The sequence below is a fragment of the Hwanghaeella sp. genome, from assembly GCF_965227365.1.
GTDB lineage: Bacteria > Pseudomonadota > Alphaproteobacteria > UBA8366 > Aestuariispiraceae > Hwanghaeella.
In genome coordinates this window covers 4,808,732-4,824,888 of record NZ_OZ245754.1, presented here as the reverse complement: position 1 = coordinate 4,824,888, position 16,157 = coordinate 4,808,732, and the positions used below count along the sequence as shown (strand labels likewise).

Genomic DNA, 16,157 nt, shown 5'->3' with positions numbered 1-16,157 from the left:
TGAGTGCTCGTCAAATGATTCCGGGGAGGCGGCTCCGCCACCGCGGTTGCGCCTGAACATTCCATGCTTGAAGATACGCCGATGATTCCCATCTGGATCACAAAGACGTATCGCCAGCCGGTCAGGCGCGCCCGTAAATCAATCCTAGGAAAGACATACGATGCAAGCCTTTGAGTCCAAAACCTTTCTTAAAAATCTTTCTGGCGGATTTCGTGGAACCGCGACACGCCGCAATCTGATTGTTGGGCTTCTGGCCGGTTTTGCTTTTATCAGCACAGCACAGCCCGGTTCGGCGCAGGATGTCGTCCTGGGCGCGTATAACGATTGGAAGGCGCACAGTTATCAGGAGCCGGAAGGCAAGGTTTGCAACATGTGGTCCCGCCCGATCAAAAGCGAGCCATCGAATGTGCGCCGGGGCGACATCTATGCCTTCATCACGCATCGCCCAGCCTTGAAGAGCTGGTCCGCGGTCAGTTTCCAGATGGGTTATCCGTTGAACAGCGGCGAAGAGGTTTCGCTTCAGATCGGCAACGAGAAATTCCGCCTGATCGCCGAGGGTGAAGCCGCTTTCGCGGATGAAGCCGACGACCCCAAGATCGCGGCCGCCATGCGCCGCGGCAACCGGATGGTTGTCCGTGGTGTTTCGACCCGCGGCACACGGACGATCGATACCTATTCACTCTCCGGCGTCACCGCCGCGACCAAGGCACTAGACGGCGCCTGTCCGAAGTAACGGACCCCAATTCCCGGATGGGCCGGCACTTCAGTTCCCGGTGTCTTCGTCCTCGGTGCCCGAAGTGAACTCTTCCTCAAGCATCTGTTCGAGTCTGACCAGATCGTCCGGCAAAGGCAGGCCTTCCGCCTTCATCGTGTCGAGCATCTGGCGGATTCGAAGGTAAATTTCGTGGTTGTCGCCCTGCTCACCCTCCAACTGGGTCAACAAGAGCCCAATTTCCGCCTGCAGATCTTCGAAGGCCATTCGATTTCTCCCTGGTACCGGTACTGAATGCATATAGGGCGGGTGAACCCGGCACGAGTTTACAGCCACCCCATATTCCCTATATGACAGGGACCGATTTCAAGGAAAAGCGATATGAACGCATCAACACCTGCTGCGCCGCAATTTCAGGCGGGCGAGGCAGCGCAACTCGAGGACTTCATGCCCGGCGGCGCGTTGGCGTCGAAAGACACGTCCGGCGCCGATACGCGCCCGAACCTGATCGGCATGGATCGGGACGACATGAATGCGTTCCTGAGCGAAATGGGCGAGCCGGCCTTCCGCGCCAAACAACTGTTTCAATGGATCTACAACCGCGGTGTGACCGAATTCGACGGCATGACGAATATGGCCAAGCCGTTGCGCGCCAAGCTGGCGGAAAGTTTTCGGATGCACCGGCCGGAAGTGACGGCCCATCAGGTTTCCTCCGACGGTACCCAGAAATGGTTGCTGCGTTACGACGACGGGAACGAGGCGGAAACCGTTTATATCCCCGACGACGATCGCGGCACGCTCTGCGTTTCCAGCCAGGTCGGATGCACCCTTACCTGCAAGTTCTGCCATACCGGCACACAGCGCATGGTTCGCAACCTGACGCCTGCCGATATCGTTGCCCAGGTCATGCTGGCCCGTGACACGCTGGGCGATTGGACGGTCACCTCGGATAAACGACGCCTGACCAATATCGTCTTCATGGGAATGGGCGAGCCGCTCTACAACACGGACAACGTGATCAAGGCTATGAAGATCATCATGGACGGCGAGGGCATTTCGCTTTCCAAGCGCCGGATCACGCTTTCCACCTCTGGCGTCGTCCCGGAGATCGAGCGTGTCGGGCAGGAAACGGACGTCCTGCTGGCCATTTCCCTACACGCCGTCAACGACGAGCTGCGGAATGAGATCGTGCCGATCAACCGGAAATACCCGCTGAAGGAATTGATGGCCGCGGTACGCGCCTATCCAGGCCTGTCCAACGCCAAGCGGGTCACCTGGGAATATGTGATGCTGAAAGGCGTCAACGATTCCGTCGCCGACGCCAAGGAATTGCTGCGCCTGATCAAAGGGATTCCGAGCAAGATCAATCTGATCCCGTTCAACCCCTGGCCCGGCAGCCCCTACGACTGTTCGACCGACGCACAGATCAAGAAATTCGCCGATGTAATCTGGAATGCCGGTTATTCCGCGCCGATCCGGACGCCCCGCGGGCGCGACATCCTGGCGGCATGCGGACAGTTGAAGTCGGAAAGCCAACGGATCGGAAAACGCGAACGGATGCAGATGGAAGCCATCCAGGCCGAAAAAGAAGCCGCCGTCGGGATTTCTGCCTGACCCGCTGCGTTAAGCAATGAATCATTAAGAATTTGAACGCAGTATGATCCCGCGGGTCGGTATCCTGCGGCATCGTTCAAGTGAGATGACGGTCGAATAACATGTCATGCCCCCTTTGCGGCGGAGCCGCAGATGGCCTGAAAAGCCATATCGCGATTTATCCTTCGGAAACGCACGCTGTGGAACGGTTGTTTGAGACCCTTCCCACCGTCGGGTCTCCATACGGTCGAACGGAATACGGTGCATTGCTGTTTCCCACCGAATTGGTTCGGCAACACGCGGATCTGATTGCCGAAAACCTGACCACCCCGCAATTGAACGATTCGATCGGCGTCGACATCGACGAAACTGCGCCCGGTGCCGCGGATGTCGGCCGCGCCCAGCCCCTGATAATGATCCTGAACGGCATCAAAGGGGAATGGTTGGCGGATCTGCTGAACAAGAAGTCGCTCTTTTGTCATGCTCAGCCTATCGTAGACAGGCACGGCCGCGTCTACGGACACGAAATGCTGATGCGTGGGCGGGATGACGACGGGTCGACGATTTTTCCGGACCGGATGCTGAAAGCAGCCGCCACGCCCGCGCTTCGCGCCAAACTGGACCGGGCCGCCCGGGTTGCGGCGGTCGGTTCCGGAAAAGCGCTTCCGGTTGATACCAACATCTTCATCAATTTTCTGCCGTCCTCCGTATACGATCCGCAATTTTGCCTGGAGACGACTTTCGCCGCCGCACGCCACGCGGAAATTGATCCCGGGAGACTAATTTTCGAGGTCGTCGAAACCGACAAGATCGGCGATTTCGATCACTTGGCTTCCATCATCGCCCGCTACAGGCAAGAAGGTTTCTCCGTCGCCTTGGATGACTTCGGCACCGGATTCAACAATATCGAGACCGTGATTCGTCTGCGGCCCGAATACATCAAACTCGACAAGGTTCTGGTGACGGACTCGCCCAACGATGGCCTCAAAACGCAGTTCATACTCGAACTGGCCTCCGTCGCGCAGTTGAATGGCATCAAGACCATCGCAGAAGGCATAGAAAACCAAGAGACCTTGGATCACGTTCGCGGTCTGGGCGTGACACTGTTCCAAGGATATCACCTCGGAAGACCCGCCCCGGTCGAATAGAGCCGGTATACGGGCAAACCCAAGAAAACATTAGAGAAATACCCGTAACGGTATAGGTGCACCGTCGCGCATCCCTTTTTGGGAATTGCCTTGTATTCGAGGTTTTTTCTTAACCTTTTGCCAACGATTGGGCCAATAGAACGAAACCCGGGGACGACTACTTTTTGTTGGTTGCACGGGAAAATTGATGATGGCATGCGTCTTCTGCGCCGACGCCGCACACGCCGCGGGTCACATTGTGGTCTATCCGGCCGAGCAGCATACCGAGACGAAATTATTGGAGTTAATGCCGGCGACCGGCGCGCCTTTCGGACGCCAGGACTATGGCGCCTTGCTGTTTCCGACACATTTCTTTTGTGAAAATCATGTCCGCCTGGGCGCGGAACTGACGCCGCAGCAACTCTCGGACACGGTCATCGTCGATATCGCCGGAACGGCACCATCTCCCGCGGACGTGCGGCGCGCCCGGTCGTTACAGACTTTGATGAACGAGATTCGCGGTCATTGGCTGGTGGAACTGTTGGATCATGGCCGGTTCTATTCGGTCGGCCAACCGATCGTCGATCGGTCCGGAAACCCGTTCGCCCATGAAATGCTGATGCGCGGGATGGATGTTCACGGCAACGCCGTTCTGCCGGGCCGAATGTTGGAAGCCGCGGCGACAACGAGCTTGCGCGCTCGTCTGGACCAAGCCGCGCGGTTGGCGGCAATACGAACCGGCGCGCGTATTCCAGCGGACGGGGCGATCTTCATAAACTTCCTGCCGTCTTCCGTCTACGATACCCGGTTTTCCCTTAAGGATACCTTCGCGGCGGTTCGCGATGCCGGTTTCGATCCGAAGCGCATCGTGTTCGAAGTGGTAGAGACCGACAAGATCACCGATTTCGAGTATCTCCGCGCCTTGATCGATCAATTTCGCGGCGAGGGTTTCGCCATCGCGCTGGACGATTTCGGGACCGGTTTTAACAATATCGAAGCGGTCATCCGGCTTCGACCGGAATACATCAAGCTGGACAAGCTGCTGGTGATGGACGCCGTCGAAGACGCGATGAAGTCTCAATTCGTCCTTGAAACGGTATCGATCGCCCAGTTGAACGGCATCAAGACCATTGCCGAGGGGATCGAGGACCAACGTACCCTGGACCATATTCGCAAACTCGGCGCCGACTATTTCCAGGGATATCACCTGGGCCGTCCCGCCCCGATCGGCCAGAAGGACACTTAAGCCGGCAAGAGCCACGATCTCTCTTCACGCTTCAAAGGCCTTCCGACTGCGACAAAAAAAAGCCCGGACCTTTTGGCCCGGGCTTTTCCCTGATTCAAGTGAACCACGGTTACTGGAGGACGATCTCCACCCGACGGTTCTGAGGTTCGCGAACCCCGTCACCGGTCGGAACCAGCGGTTCCGTTTCACCCTTTGCCGCAGTCACGATACCGCTGGCCGCGAAGCCCATATTGACCAGGACGTTCTTGACCGCCGCGGCACGGCGTTCGCTGAGGCCTTGGTTATAGGTCTGGCTGCCTGAGGTATCGGCATGGCCCGTCGCGATGATCCGCGCGACACCGCCCTTTTGGGCATAGTCGTAGGCCTGGCTGAGAATGCTCCGCGCTTCCGCCGTGATATCCGACTTATCCCAGTCGAAGAACACGATGAAGTTCCGCACGATCGGCTCCGGTTCCGGGGCCGGCGGTGGGGGTGGCGGCGGCGGGGGCGGGGGCTTCTGCGCGACCGGCTGCGCGGCGGGTTTTTCAACCGGCGGCGGCGGCGGCGGCGCGAAGGTATAGCGAAGGCCGATCAGGATGCTGTGCGACAGATAGTTGGAATCGACGTCCGTGCCGTTGTTCAGGCCGAATTCGACATCCGGAACGTAGAACAGGTTGTAGGTACCCGTCAGATCCAGGTTGTCCGCAACGCGGTAGGCCAAGCCGGCCATCAACTGCCCGGCCAGACCGACATCCGAGTCGTCCATGGTTATGCCGTTGACGGGATTAACCCCTTCGGCATCAACCTGGGCGACACCGATACCGGCGCCGATGAAGGGCTTCAACGCCGGCTGACCGACATCGAAATCCAGGAAGACGTTCAACATCGCGGACAGGACATCGACATCGCCGGTGGCGGATACGCCCCCGACCTGATCGACATCGCCTTCGCGATAGCCGAATTCACCACCGACGCGGAAGAGACCTTCGTAGTCGTGACCGATCGTGACCAAGCCGACGAAACCGGAATCGATATCCGCGTCCACGTCGAAACCGGTGCCGTCCAGGTCGCTGTCCTCGGGAATATTGATCCCGCCCTGGCCTTCCACATACCACTGCGCCGCAGCGTCCGTTACCGGCAAGGCAAAGACCGCCCCGGCAGCGAGCATTGCGGTGGCCGCAATGCCGGACCGCAACCGGCTGGTGAAGTCTGATAGTGCCATTGTTCCCATCCGAGAATAGGCCGCCGTGCTTGGTCTTCAGGGGCATTGCCCGGGACTGAACCGATACGGCGGCAATCGCACTGCGCCGCAACGGGCCCAGTGCCTCCAAATTACTGCTGTTTTATTCGCAGAATATCTAATGGTTGTCGAGGTTCACGATGGCCGGCCGGCCCCTGCCCACGCGATAGATTCAAGCTGTTGCATCTAGATCACACCCGCATTCGGCCGCCACACTGGGCGGTCCGCCGGCGGGATCGCCTTGCACCTTGTTGTCAAAAGAAGGCCTTGCTATACCCCGCGCGGCAATTAGGTCATAGCCATGCGGCTCGTATGGCGCGGTATGCGCGCTTTTTCGGCCGGTATATGCGGATTTCAGGAGAATTTGGATGAGCGCTGAAGGCGACTTCAAGGTAAAAGACATTAGTCTGGCTGATTGGGGCCGGAAGGAAATTGAGATTGCGGAAACCGAAATGCCGGGCCTGATGGCCCTGCGGGAAGAATTCGGCGCGTCTCAGCCGTTGAAAGGCGCGCGCATCGCCGGCTGCCTTCACATGACGATCCAGACCGCGGTTCTGATCGAAACGCTGACCGCGCTGGGCGCGGAAGTGCGCTGGTCTTCTTGCAACATCTTCTCCACCCAGGACCACGCGGCCGCCGCCATCGCGGCCACCGGCGTGCCGGTCTTCGCCTGGAAGGGCATGAGCGAGGAAGAGTTCTGGTGGGCGATCGACATGACGATCGAAGGCCCGAACGGCTGGGTTCCGAATATGATCCTGGACGATGGCGGCGATCTGACCGTGCGCATGCACGAAAATCGTCCCGAATTGCTGGACGACGTCCGCGGCCTTTCCGAAGAAACGACGACCGGCGTTCACCGCCTTTATGAGATGGCCAAGAACGGTACGCTGAAAGTGCCGGCAATCAACGTGAACGACAGCGTCACCAAGTCCAAGTTCGACAACAAGTATGGCTGCCGGGAAAGCCTGGTTGATGCCATCCGCCGCGCCACCGACGTGATGATGGCCGGTAAGGTCGCCACGGTTTGCGGCTTCGGCGATGTCGGCAAGGGTTCCGCCGACAGCCTGCGCAACGCCGGCTGCCGGGTTCTGGTCACCGAAGCCGACCCGATCTGCGCCCTGCAGGCCGCCATGGAAGGCTATGAAGTCGTCACCATGGAAGATGCTGCGCCGCGCGCCGATATCTTCGTCACCGCCACCGGCAATGTGGACGTCATAACGGTCGACCATATGCGGGATATGAAGGACCGTGCCATCGTCTGTAACATTGGCCATTTCGACAGCGAAATTCAGATCGGCGCGCTGAAGAACTTCAAGTGGGACAATATCAAGCCGCAGGTCGACGAAGTCGAATTCCCAGACGGCAAGAAGATCATCGTCCTGGCCGAAGGCCGCCTGGTGAACCTGGGTTGCGCGACCGGTCACCCCAGCTTCGTGATGAGCGCGTCCTTCACCAACCAGGTGCTGGCCCAGATCGAGTTGTGGAACAACGCCGCAAACTACGAAAACAAGGTCTATGTCCTGCCGAAGCATCTGGACGAGAAGGTCGCCGCGCTGCATCTGGCCAAGGTCGGCGCCATGCTGACCAAACTGTCCGAAAAGCAGGCTTCGTATATCGGCGTCGGTGTGGAAGGTCCCTTCAAGCCGGATACATACCGGTATTGATATCGACCTGCATGCCGGCCCGACGGACCGCGCAGTTTCAGACACGGCCGGATCGTTTTCCGGCCGTGTTTTTTTTGGCCAATGGCGGACCGGCTGTTTGCGTCCCGGCCCGTCCGCGGCACCCTTACCGTTGCCCGATCACCTCCCCTCATGGCATATGCAAGGGTATAACGACTGCCGAAGGGCATTGGGGAGAGCGCAACCTGAATGGCGGGGGACTTCACCATTACGGCTTTGGCCGGTACTGCGCTTGGGGGCCTGATCGGGTTTTCAATCGCATGGTGGCGACAGCGCCGGTCCATTGGCATGGGCGCTTATCTGGCCAGCGAGCCCTCCCCGGCCATCATCATCCTGGACAATAAGATACGGGCCAATCGAGCGGCCGCCAGCCTTCTGGACAGGGACCGATTCGACACCTTGATGGATTTGTGTTCGTGCCTCTCCGCCCCCGAACTGGAGGCAGGCGGCAGAACACTGCATGCCCTTCTGGAGGATTTGCGCCGATCAGGCACCGCCTTGAAGGAAAACATCAAGGCCGGCCCGCAGTTGACCGATGTGACGTTGACGGGCTTTCCCCTTGGCGGCGGCGTGATGCTGCGTTTCGACGACAGATCCGCCGAGATCGCCGCGCAGGACGATGCGCGGTCCGCCCATCAGGCCCACGCCAAGATCGAGGGGATCTTGGACAAACTTCCGCTGCCGGTTTGGTGGCGAAATCCGAAAACGCTGAAAGTCGCGGGCGGCAACAAGGTCTATGCGGCTGCGATCGGACTCGGCGAAAGCGCCGATATCCCGGGGTCCAACCGCGACCTGATGACCGGCCTGGTCGGCGAAGAAGGTACGAGCCTCGCCCGTCGGGCCTTGAGCCGGTCGACGCCGCAATCGGAAAGCCACCATGTGGTGATCAACGGGACACGGCAGCTATACGATTTCGTCGAGCAGCGGTTGGACGAAGACGGCACCGTGATCGGTTTCGGGGAAAACCAGACCAGCCTGGAAGCGATGCAAACCTCGCTCGCGGAGAATATCGCGGTCCAGGACGCCATCCTGGAGAACCTGCTGACCGCCGTGGCGATCTTCGGGCCAGACCGGCGGCTCAACTTCTACAACTCCGCCTATGCGCGGCTTTGGGGGTTGGAGACCGAATTCCTCGATTCTCAGCCCGGTTTCGAAGAGGTTCTCGGTGTTCTTTACGACCGCCGTCAAATGCCGGAAACCGTGGACCAGCGAGCCGAACTTCGGGCCCGGGTAGAGCTTTTTACATCTGTTGTGGAAACACGTGAAGAATTGATGCACCTGCCGGATGAGAGATCGATACGGCTTTTGATCTCACCTCATCCGAAGGGCGGCCTGTTCTTCCAGTTCGAGGACGTCACGGACAGGCTCGCGCTGGAACGGTCCTACAACACCCTGACCCAGGTCCAGCAGGCCACACTGAACAATCTTTACGAAGGTTTCGCCGTGTTCAGCCGGGACGGACGATTGCGCCTTCACAATCGTGCCTATCAGGAAATCTGGAAGCTGCGTGACGCCGATTTGAAGGGGTCGCCGCATGTTTCGCAACTGCTCGAAAAGGTTCGACCCCTGATTCCACGAGAGGCGGATTGGGATCAGTTCAAGCGCGACACCATCCTGGCGATCACCGAACCGAAACCGGATGCCGGTCGCTACGAATTCACCGATGAGAGGATCATCGATCGGGTCGAAGTCCCCCTGCCCGACGGCCAGTGCCTGATGCTTTACCTGGACGTGACAGACAGTCTGCGCGTTCAGCGCGCCCTGGAAGAACGCAATGCCGCGCTTGAGAACGCGGACCTTCTGAAATCGCGCTTCATTTCAAACATGTCCTATGAACTGCGGACACCTCTGAACACGATTATCGGGTTTACCGAAATTCTGCAAAACGGCCTTGCGGGCGAGTTGAACAAGCGTCAGGCCGATTACATCACGAATGTCCTGGAAGCGTCGCAGCATCTTGCCCGGATGGTTGGCGACATTCTGGATCTGGCCACCATTCAGGCAGGTTTCATGCAATTGGATATTCAGGAAGCGGATGTAGCGACGATCGTTGCCGAACTGGTCCAAACGGCACGGGGCGCGGCGGAAGAAAAGTCGATCGTAATCTCGAAGGACATCGCGGGCATGCCGCTCTTGGCGGCCTGCGACACGGGACGCATCCGCCAGGTGCTTTCCAACCTTCTCAGCAATGCCATCAAATTCACGCCGGAAGGGGGCACGGTCGAGGTCCGCGCGCTGCCGCCTGAGACCGGCGTTCCGGAGATCCGCGTGGTGATCGAGGATACCGGCGGCGGCATTTCCGAGGAAGACCGCGAGCGTGTCTTCGAAAGCTTCGTGCAAGCGTCCAGCGGCACGAAACAATCCGGCGCGGGACTTGGGCTCGCCCTGTCAAAGAGTCTGATAGAACTGCATGGCGGCAGGATCGTCCTCGGGGGCTCTTCCGTCGGCGGCACCTCGGCCACGTGTTTTATCCCGGTGAAGCCGCGCCGGAGCGCACGGCTCGACACCACGATCGGCGGCAGCTGAAACCCGGCCGTCAGACCTTTTTTCCGCCCCCGGGAACCCAGGTTACGAGGATGATCCCGATCACGATCGGCAGCAGCCCCACGAGATCGATAGCGCTGACCGGCTCCCCCAAGATCAAGAAGGCGAACAGCATGCCCAGGCCGGGATTCAGGAAGTGGAATGCACTTGCCCGGCTTGCCCCCGCGATGCGGATCATCCGGAACCAGATCAGCAACGCGATCACGGATACCATGATGGCGAGATATGCGACGGCCATGAAAAACGTCGCGTTGAACTGGATCGTTCCCCAATCCTCCATCAACAGCGAGAAAGGGATGAGAACCAGTCCGGACGCTATTGTCTGTATGGTGTTCATCACGAACGGATCCGTATGGCTACCCCGTTTACGGTAGAGGATCGTGCCCGATGTAAGGCAGAGCATTGCGATGAAGCCAAGGGCGATGCCGGTGGGGTCGTCGATTCCCGTTCCCACCCGGTCCCGCAGCACGATCCCGGCCCCGGCCAGACCCAAGGCGACGCCCAGAAGCGATCTTCTGCTAACCCGTTCCCCCAGAAGAGGTTGGGCCAGAAAGACGGTCGCCAAAGGCGTCAGAGCGGCGATCAGAGCCGCCATTCCTGCGGTGATCGTCTGCATGGCGATGAAAAATAGCCCGAGATAAGCGGAATTGTTCAACACGCCGAGTGTTATGCCCGTCACCACGTCTCGCCGCGCCACCGGCCATTTCTTGCCCATCACGATCATGCCGGCCCATAGCAATGCACCGGCGAACAGGAAACGGATAGTCAACTGGGCCAGCGGCGGCGCGGCCGTCAGTCCGAACTTCGCGGCAATGAAGGCGGAACTCCACAGGACGCAGAAGGAGATGCCCAGCAGGTACAATTCCTTGTTGCTTGCGGGCGAGGGCAGAACTGCGGCCGATGCGGCAGCACCGCCGCCGGTTCGTTCGGAAGACATTATATCGTCGATCCCAGGAAAAACGGCTGAAGAAAACGGTGCCGTGAAACCGATCAGGATTCCGTGTTGCCGGGAAGACGCATACGCCATACGCCGGACAGGCCCTTCAGGTCGTCCGGGGCGACAGCAGCCCCCTTTCGCGTGATTTCGATCCGCCCGATGCGCGCCAGGTGGAATGCCTGGTTCTTGACGGCCTGGAAATATTTGCGCCAGGCATTGGGGCTGGGCTTTTCCTTGGCCGTCCTTGAAGCGGCCTTGTCCGCTATGCTGCGCGCGACTTGTTCGGCACTGACCGGCTTGTTCGCCGGTACGTCGCGCAAATATCCCAGAATTTCGACCGCCACGGGGTCCAGTTTGAAATCATCGTCGGTCGACATCGTCGGTATACCTTATCTCTTCTTTTGTGTTTTTTGAGCGACGACCACATCCGTCCAGTCAGTATTGACGGGATCGACGGAGGCGCCGTTTCGGCTCGCCGTTATTTCGCCACGGTTAACCAGAATTTGGGCGGCCTCTACAAGTCCGTATCGCCGCATCTCCAACTCCAGCGACGGGAAGGACGTTCGGCCGATCTCCGCCAGCACCACCGGACCCTGCATCGAAACATGCGTCAGGATCACGCGCTGGAATTCCTCGGTTGTCGGCCGTGCCGACCCGCCGAAGGACAAAAGGCGCTGCAAACTGGCCAAGAGCGACATCGCCGCGACTATGCCCGTGGCCGGGTTCCCTGTCCATGCACCGTGCTCCATGCACCGTGCTCCATGTACCCTATTCCATGCACCCTGCGGCGAAAGGATGTCCGGCGGGTATGGCATGCGGCACCGCGCGTCCCTATGTTGGACGGTAAAAGGAACGGCCGGGGGATGCATAAATGTCAATTTTGACCGGGACGATCGAGGCTTTGGCCGCCGCGACGGGATCCTTCGTCCTGGGGCATTTCATCTTGTCCAGCCTGCCGGTCCGCAGTGCACTGATCGGTGCCATCGGCGAAGGTCCGTTCCGGATCGTCTATTCTCTGCTGGCCACACTCGGCCTTGCCTGGACCATCCTGGCCTTTGGCGCGGCGCCCTATATCGATGTCTGGATCCCGCCGCCCGGTATGCGCCACCTGACCTTTCTGCTGGTCTTGATCGGCGCGTTCTTCCTTGTTGTCGGCGTGACGACCAAAAGCCCGACCGCGGTCGGCGGCGACAAATTGGCGGGCGATCCGCAGCCGATGGGAGGCATCCTGACGGTCACCAGGCACCCGTTCCTGGTCGGCGTCATCGTCTGGGCGGTCGGCCATCTTCTCGCCAATGGCGATCTGGCGTCGATCATCCTGTTCGGCGGGATGCTCATCCTTGCCGCCGGGGGCATTTATCATATCGATATGCGTCGACGCCACAGCATGGGCGCCGCATGGGGGCCCATCGCGTTGACCACCAGTGTCATCCCCTTCCTGGCGATTCTGCAGCGGCGGACCCGTCTGGATTGGCGCGGCATCGGCCTGCCGCGCGTGGTGCTGGCGCTCGCGATCTATGCGGCGCTTGCCTATGGCCACCAATGGTTCGCGGGCGTGCCCCTGGTCGGGTAAATTAAACCAGAAAGGGGCGCGCCCTTAAGCGCCTTCGGGTTCCAGGGCATATCCTGCTGACCGAACCGTGCGGATCAGATCGAGCTTGCCGTCATTGTTCAGGGCCTTGCGAAGCCGGCGGATATGGACATCCACCGTACGGGGCTCGACATAGACATCCCGGCCCCAGACCGCATCAAGAAGCTGTTCGCGGCTGAAGACCCGGCCCGGATATTCCAGGAAATGCCGCAACAGGCGGAATTCTGTCGGGCCCAGCTTTATTTCCTCGCCATCCCGATGAACCCGGTGTGCGGCCAGATCCATACTGATATCGGCCGCGATCAACTGTTCGTCCGCCAGCACCGGGCGCGCACGCCGCAACAGGGCGTGAACCCGCGCGGTCAGTTCGGCCGGAGAAAACGGCTTCGTGACGTAATCGTCGGCACCCGCATCCAGGCCGCGGACCTTGTCCGCTTCCTCGCCGCGCGCGGTCAGCATGATGATCGGAAGTGATTTCGTGACCGGTTTCCGGCGCAACTGCCGGCAGACTTCGATCCCGGTCACTTCGGGAAGCATCCAGTCGAGGAGAATGATGTCCGGCGGGTTCTCGTCCACCGCCATCAAGGCTTCCCGTCCATCCAAGGCCACATCGACTTCGAAACCTTCCCGCTCTAGATTGTAGCGCAGAAGGGTCACGACGGCGGTTTCGTCCTCTATGATCAGAATACGTGGCTTCATCGTCAAAGTTCGTCTGTCCTAAACTTGTTCCAGGCCCTGGGAGGCCGCCGCCCTGTCAGGCGGCTTCCGGCGGTCCTTCCGGACCCCCGACAACCATGACGCTCGTGTCGTCTTCCTTCGGCCTGGAATCGCCCAACCGTTTACCGTCGACCCGATAGTGCAGGGTCTCGGCAATATTCGTTGCATGATCGCCTATCCGTTCCAGATTCTTGGCGATGAAAAGCAGATGGGTTCCCGCGGAAATGAAACGCGGATCTTCCATCATGTACGTCAGCAACTCCCTGAAAATACTTGTGTAAAGCGCATCGACCTCCTGGTCGGCCTCCCACACGGATACCGCCTTTTCGAGGTCTTCATCCGTACAGGCATCGAACACGTCCTTCAGCATCGCCTGTACCAAGCGGCCCAGCGTGTTGACGCTGCGGTTGACCGGGTTGGCGGAGCTGACCGGCATTTGCGCCAGTGCATGCACACGCTTGGCGATGTTCTTCGCGTAGTCCCCGATGCGCTCAATATCGGCGGACATGCGCAACATGGCGACGATATAGCGAAGGTCGTTCGCCACCGGTTGGCGCAGGGCCAGCATTCTGACGACCAGGGCATCGATCTCCGTTTCCAGATCGTCGATTTCCTTGTCCTTGCTCCGGACGCTCGTCGCCAGATCCTCATCCCGCCGGCTGACCGCGCGAAGGGCGCCGTCCAACTGCGATTCCGCCAGACCGCTCATCTGACTGAACATCTTGCGCAGGCGCAGGAATTCTTCGTCATACGCCTTGACGATATGTTCGCTTTGATCAGCCGATTTCATGTCCGCCTCCTGGGGTTGCCGTCCGTTCGGATCAGCCGAACCGGCCGGTGATGTAGCCTTGCGTCTTCTCGTCCTTCGGATTCGTGAAGAGCTCTTCGGTTTCACCGTATTCGATTAGGTTGCCAAGATGGAAGAAGGCGGTCTTCTGCGAGACGCGCGCCGCCTGCTGCATCGAGTGGGTAACGATCGCGATGGTGAAATTTTCCCGCAATTCGTGGATAAGTTCTTCGATCTTGGCGGTCGCGATCGGGTCCAGTGCCGAACAAGGTTCGTCCATCAGGATTACTTCAGGCTCGACAGCAATGGCGCGGGCGATGCAAAGGCGCTGCTGCTGGCCGCCGGACAGGCCGGTACCGGGTTGGTCGAGGCGATCCTTCACTTCTTCCCAGATACTGGCGCGGCGAAGGCTGTTCTCGACGATCTGATCCAGATCGTTCTTGTCCCGGGCCAGGCCGTGGATCCGCGGGCCGTAGGCGACATTGTCGTAGATCGATTTCGGGAACGGGTTCGGCTTCTGGAAAACCATGCCGACACGCGCGCGCAATTGCACGACATCGACCGCCTTGTCGTAAATGTCGCCGGTATCCAGGGTAATGGACCCGGTGACACTGCAGCTGTCGATCACATCGTTCATCCGGTTCAAGCAACGCAGGAAGGTCGACTTGCCGCAACCGGACGGACCGATCAGCGCCGTGACCTCTTTTTCGACAATATCGATGTCCACATCGAACAGTGCCTGTTTTTCACCATAGAAGACGCACACGTCCCGACCCTTCATCTTCGCAGGTTTCGGCGCGACGGAAGCGGCGGGCGCCTGCGTGTCGGTTTCGGTTACAGCCATGGATCCATCCTTTCAAAAAGCCCAGGCTTGTCGGCCTGTTGAAACTTTCTTGGTCCTTTTGCCCAGCCGGGCGCGCGGGTCATGCCCTACCAACGGGTTTCAAATTTCTTCCGCAGCAGTACTGCGGAGAGGTTCATCGTGATCAGGAATGCCAACAATACCATGATCGCCGCCGAGGTCCGTTCCACGAAGGCGCGTTCCGGGGCGTCCGCCCACAGGAAGATCTGCACCGGCAGCACGGTGGCCGGATCGGTCGGACCGCCCGGAATGTCGACGATGAAGGCAATCATCCCGATCATCAGCAGGGGCGCCGTCTCGCCCAGCGCCTGGGCCATGCCGATGATGGTTCCGGTCAGCATTCCCGGCAGCGCCAACGGCAGCACATGATGGGTCATGGCCTGCAAGCGGCTGGCCCCCATACCCAAGGCCGCTTCCCGGATCGACGGCGGCACTGATTTCAATGCGGCACGGCTGGCGATGATGATCGTCGGCAGGGTCATGAGTGTCAGCACCAGACCGCCGACCAGCGGAGCCGATCGAGGCAATCCGAAGAAATTCAGGAAGACCGCCAGGCCGAGGAGACCAAAGACGATCGACGGCACTGCGGCGAGGTTGTTGATGTTCACCTCGATGATATCGGTCAACCGGTTCTTCGGGGCGAATTCCTCAAGATAGACCGCAGCCATTACACCGATCGGGAAGGAGAGCGCCAACGTGACAAGCAAGGTCCAGAAAGACCCGACCGCAGCGCCCCAGATCCCCGCCAGTTCGGGCTCGCGGCTGTCGCCGGCACTGAAGAGCGTCGTGTTGAAGGCCTGTTCGGTCTTGCCGCGCTGTTCCAACGTCCAGAGCCAGCCGATCTGATTGTCGTGCAGCCGGCGGGAGCTTTCCGGGACCACCAGTTTCAGCAGTTTCCAATCGTCACCCTGGACGTCACCGTCCTTTTCCAGCGCAACGATTGTCTCACCGAGGATTTCCGCGTTGTTCACCGATGTGATCTTGATCAGGCCGTTATTGATCGCGACGAGGTAGCTCGGCATCGAACTGTCCGTCGGTTCCGGGCCGCCCGGATCGGCCGCGCGCTTGCGGAGGTCTGCCGCCCTGGCTTGGGCCTGGTCCCGCTCGTAGACGACGGCGGCAATGTCGTTCTGGAGAGAG

The 16,157-nt window shown here is 59.7% G+C and carries 15 protein-coding genes and 1 pseudogene; 7 read left to right on the top strand and 9 right to left on the bottom strand.

The window, feature by feature from the left end:
• The first annotated feature begins 160 nt into the window (after nucleotides 1–160).
• Complete coding sequence (locus ACQK2G_RS22095) at nucleotides 161–733, top strand: invasion associated locus B family protein (RefSeq protein ID WP_425407200.1); 573 nt, start codon at nucleotides 161–163, stop codon at nucleotides 731–733.
• A 30-nt stretch (nucleotides 734–763) separates the two neighbouring features.
• Here the strand turns inward: ACQK2G_RS22095 and ACQK2G_RS22090 are convergent, their stop codons facing one another.
• The gene (locus ACQK2G_RS22090) at nucleotides 764–979 is read right to left on the bottom strand and encodes a hypothetical protein (RefSeq protein WP_425407199.1); all 216 of its coding nucleotides are present in this window, start codon (nucleotides 977–979) and stop codon (nucleotides 764–766) included.
• 180 nt (nucleotides 980–1,159) lie between these two features.
• On the opposite strand from ACQK2G_RS22090, the gene rlmN reads away from it, so the two are divergent.
• The 3 genes from rlmN (at nucleotide 1,160) to ACQK2G_RS22075 (ending at nucleotide 4,678) form a co-directional block, all read left to right on the top strand.
• Nucleotides 1,160–2,326 (top strand): 23S rRNA (adenine(2503)-C(2))-methyltransferase RlmN, encoded by a 1,167-nt coding sequence (gene rlmN, locus ACQK2G_RS22085; protein ID WP_425407689.1) that lies wholly within the window; start codon nucleotides 1,160–1,162, stop codon nucleotides 2,324–2,326.
• Nucleotides 2,327–2,505: 179 nt separating this feature from the next.
• Nucleotides 2,506–3,453, top strand: coding sequence for an EAL domain-containing protein (locus ACQK2G_RS22080; RefSeq protein ID WP_425407198.1), 948 nt, complete (start codon nucleotides 2,506–2,508; stop codon nucleotides 3,451–3,453).
• 187 nt (nucleotides 3,454–3,640) lie between these two features.
• Nucleotides 3,641–4,678 (top strand): EAL domain-containing protein, encoded by a 1,038-nt coding sequence (locus ACQK2G_RS22075; protein WP_425407197.1) that lies wholly within the window; start codon nucleotides 3,641–3,643, stop codon nucleotides 4,676–4,678.
• Between the two features lie 109 nt (nucleotides 4,679–4,787).
• Here the strand turns inward: ACQK2G_RS22075 and ACQK2G_RS22070 are convergent, their stop codons facing one another.
• Nucleotides 4,788–5,879 (bottom strand): OmpA family protein, encoded by a 1,092-nt coding sequence (locus ACQK2G_RS22070; RefSeq protein WP_425407196.1) that lies wholly within the window; start codon nucleotides 5,877–5,879, stop codon nucleotides 4,788–4,790.
• A gap of 386 nt (nucleotides 5,880–6,265) precedes the next feature.
• Here ACQK2G_RS22070 and ahcY point away from each other — a divergent pair, with 386 nt between their 5' ends.
• Complete coding sequence (gene ahcY, locus ACQK2G_RS22065; RefSeq protein WP_425407195.1) at nucleotides 6,266–7,561, top strand: adenosylhomocysteinase; 1,296 nt, start codon at nucleotides 6,266–6,268, stop codon at nucleotides 7,559–7,561.
• 207 nt (nucleotides 7,562–7,768) lie between these two features.
• Nucleotides 7,769–10,105 carry an ATP-binding protein gene (locus tag ACQK2G_RS22060; protein WP_425407194.1) on the top strand — a complete coding sequence of 779 codons (2,337 nt, stop codon included), beginning with the start codon at nucleotides 7,769–7,771 and terminating at the stop codon, nucleotides 10,103–10,105.
• 10 nt (nucleotides 10,106–10,115) lie between these two features.
• On the opposite strand, the gene ACQK2G_RS22055 is transcribed toward ACQK2G_RS22060, so the two are convergent.
• From ACQK2G_RS22055 to ACQK2G_RS22045, 3 genes are read right to left on the bottom strand one after another with little or no spacing between them, the layout of a single operon-like run.
• Nucleotides 10,116–11,060 (bottom strand): DMT family transporter, encoded by a 945-nt coding sequence (locus ACQK2G_RS22055; protein WP_425407193.1) that lies wholly within the window; start codon nucleotides 11,058–11,060, stop codon nucleotides 10,116–10,118.
• Nucleotides 11,061–11,113: 53 nt separating this feature from the next.
• Nucleotides 11,114–11,437, bottom strand: coding sequence for a DUF3253 domain-containing protein (locus ACQK2G_RS22050; RefSeq protein WP_425407192.1), 324 nt, complete (start codon nucleotides 11,435–11,437; stop codon nucleotides 11,114–11,116).
• Between the two features lie 12 nt (nucleotides 11,438–11,449).
• On the bottom strand, nucleotides 11,450–11,809 hold the full coding sequence (locus ACQK2G_RS22045; protein ID WP_425407191.1) for a hypothetical protein: 360 nt from the start codon (nucleotides 11,807–11,809) through the stop codon (nucleotides 11,450–11,452).
• A 122-nt stretch (nucleotides 11,810–11,931) separates the two neighbouring features.
• Here ACQK2G_RS22045 and ACQK2G_RS22040 point away from each other — a divergent pair, with 122 nt between their 5' ends.
• Nucleotides 11,932–12,633: an NnrU family protein gene (locus ACQK2G_RS22040; RefSeq protein WP_425407190.1), complete on the top strand. Its 702-nt coding sequence runs from the start codon at nucleotides 11,932–11,934 to the stop codon at nucleotides 12,631–12,633.
• Between the two features lie 24 nt (nucleotides 12,634–12,657).
• Here ACQK2G_RS22040 and phoB read toward each other — a convergent pair whose 3' ends face one another.
• The 4 genes and pseudogenes from phoB to pstA all read right to left on the bottom strand — a co-directional run.
• Entirely contained in the window at nucleotides 12,658–13,350 is a 693-nt protein-coding gene (gene phoB, locus ACQK2G_RS22035) for a phosphate regulon transcriptional regulator PhoB (protein WP_425407189.1), read from the bottom strand.
• A gap of 55 nt (nucleotides 13,351–13,405) precedes the next feature.
• On the bottom strand, nucleotides 13,406–14,158 hold the full coding sequence (phoU, locus tag ACQK2G_RS22030) for a phosphate signaling complex protein PhoU (RefSeq protein ID WP_425407188.1): 753 nt from the start codon (nucleotides 14,156–14,158) through the stop codon (nucleotides 13,406–13,408).
• Nucleotides 14,159–14,189: 31 nt separating this feature from the next.
• Nucleotides 14,190–14,999, bottom strand: a complete 810-nt coding sequence (gene pstB, locus ACQK2G_RS22025; RefSeq protein WP_425407187.1) for a phosphate ABC transporter ATP-binding protein PstB — start codon at nucleotides 14,997–14,999, stop codon at nucleotides 14,190–14,192.
• Nucleotides 15,000–15,085: 86 nt separating this feature from the next.
• A pseudogene (gene pstA, locus ACQK2G_RS22020) lies at nucleotides 15,086–15,895 on the bottom strand (phosphate ABC transporter permease PstA); the annotation flags it as partial.
• Between the last annotated feature and the right edge of the window lie 262 nt (nucleotides 15,896–16,157).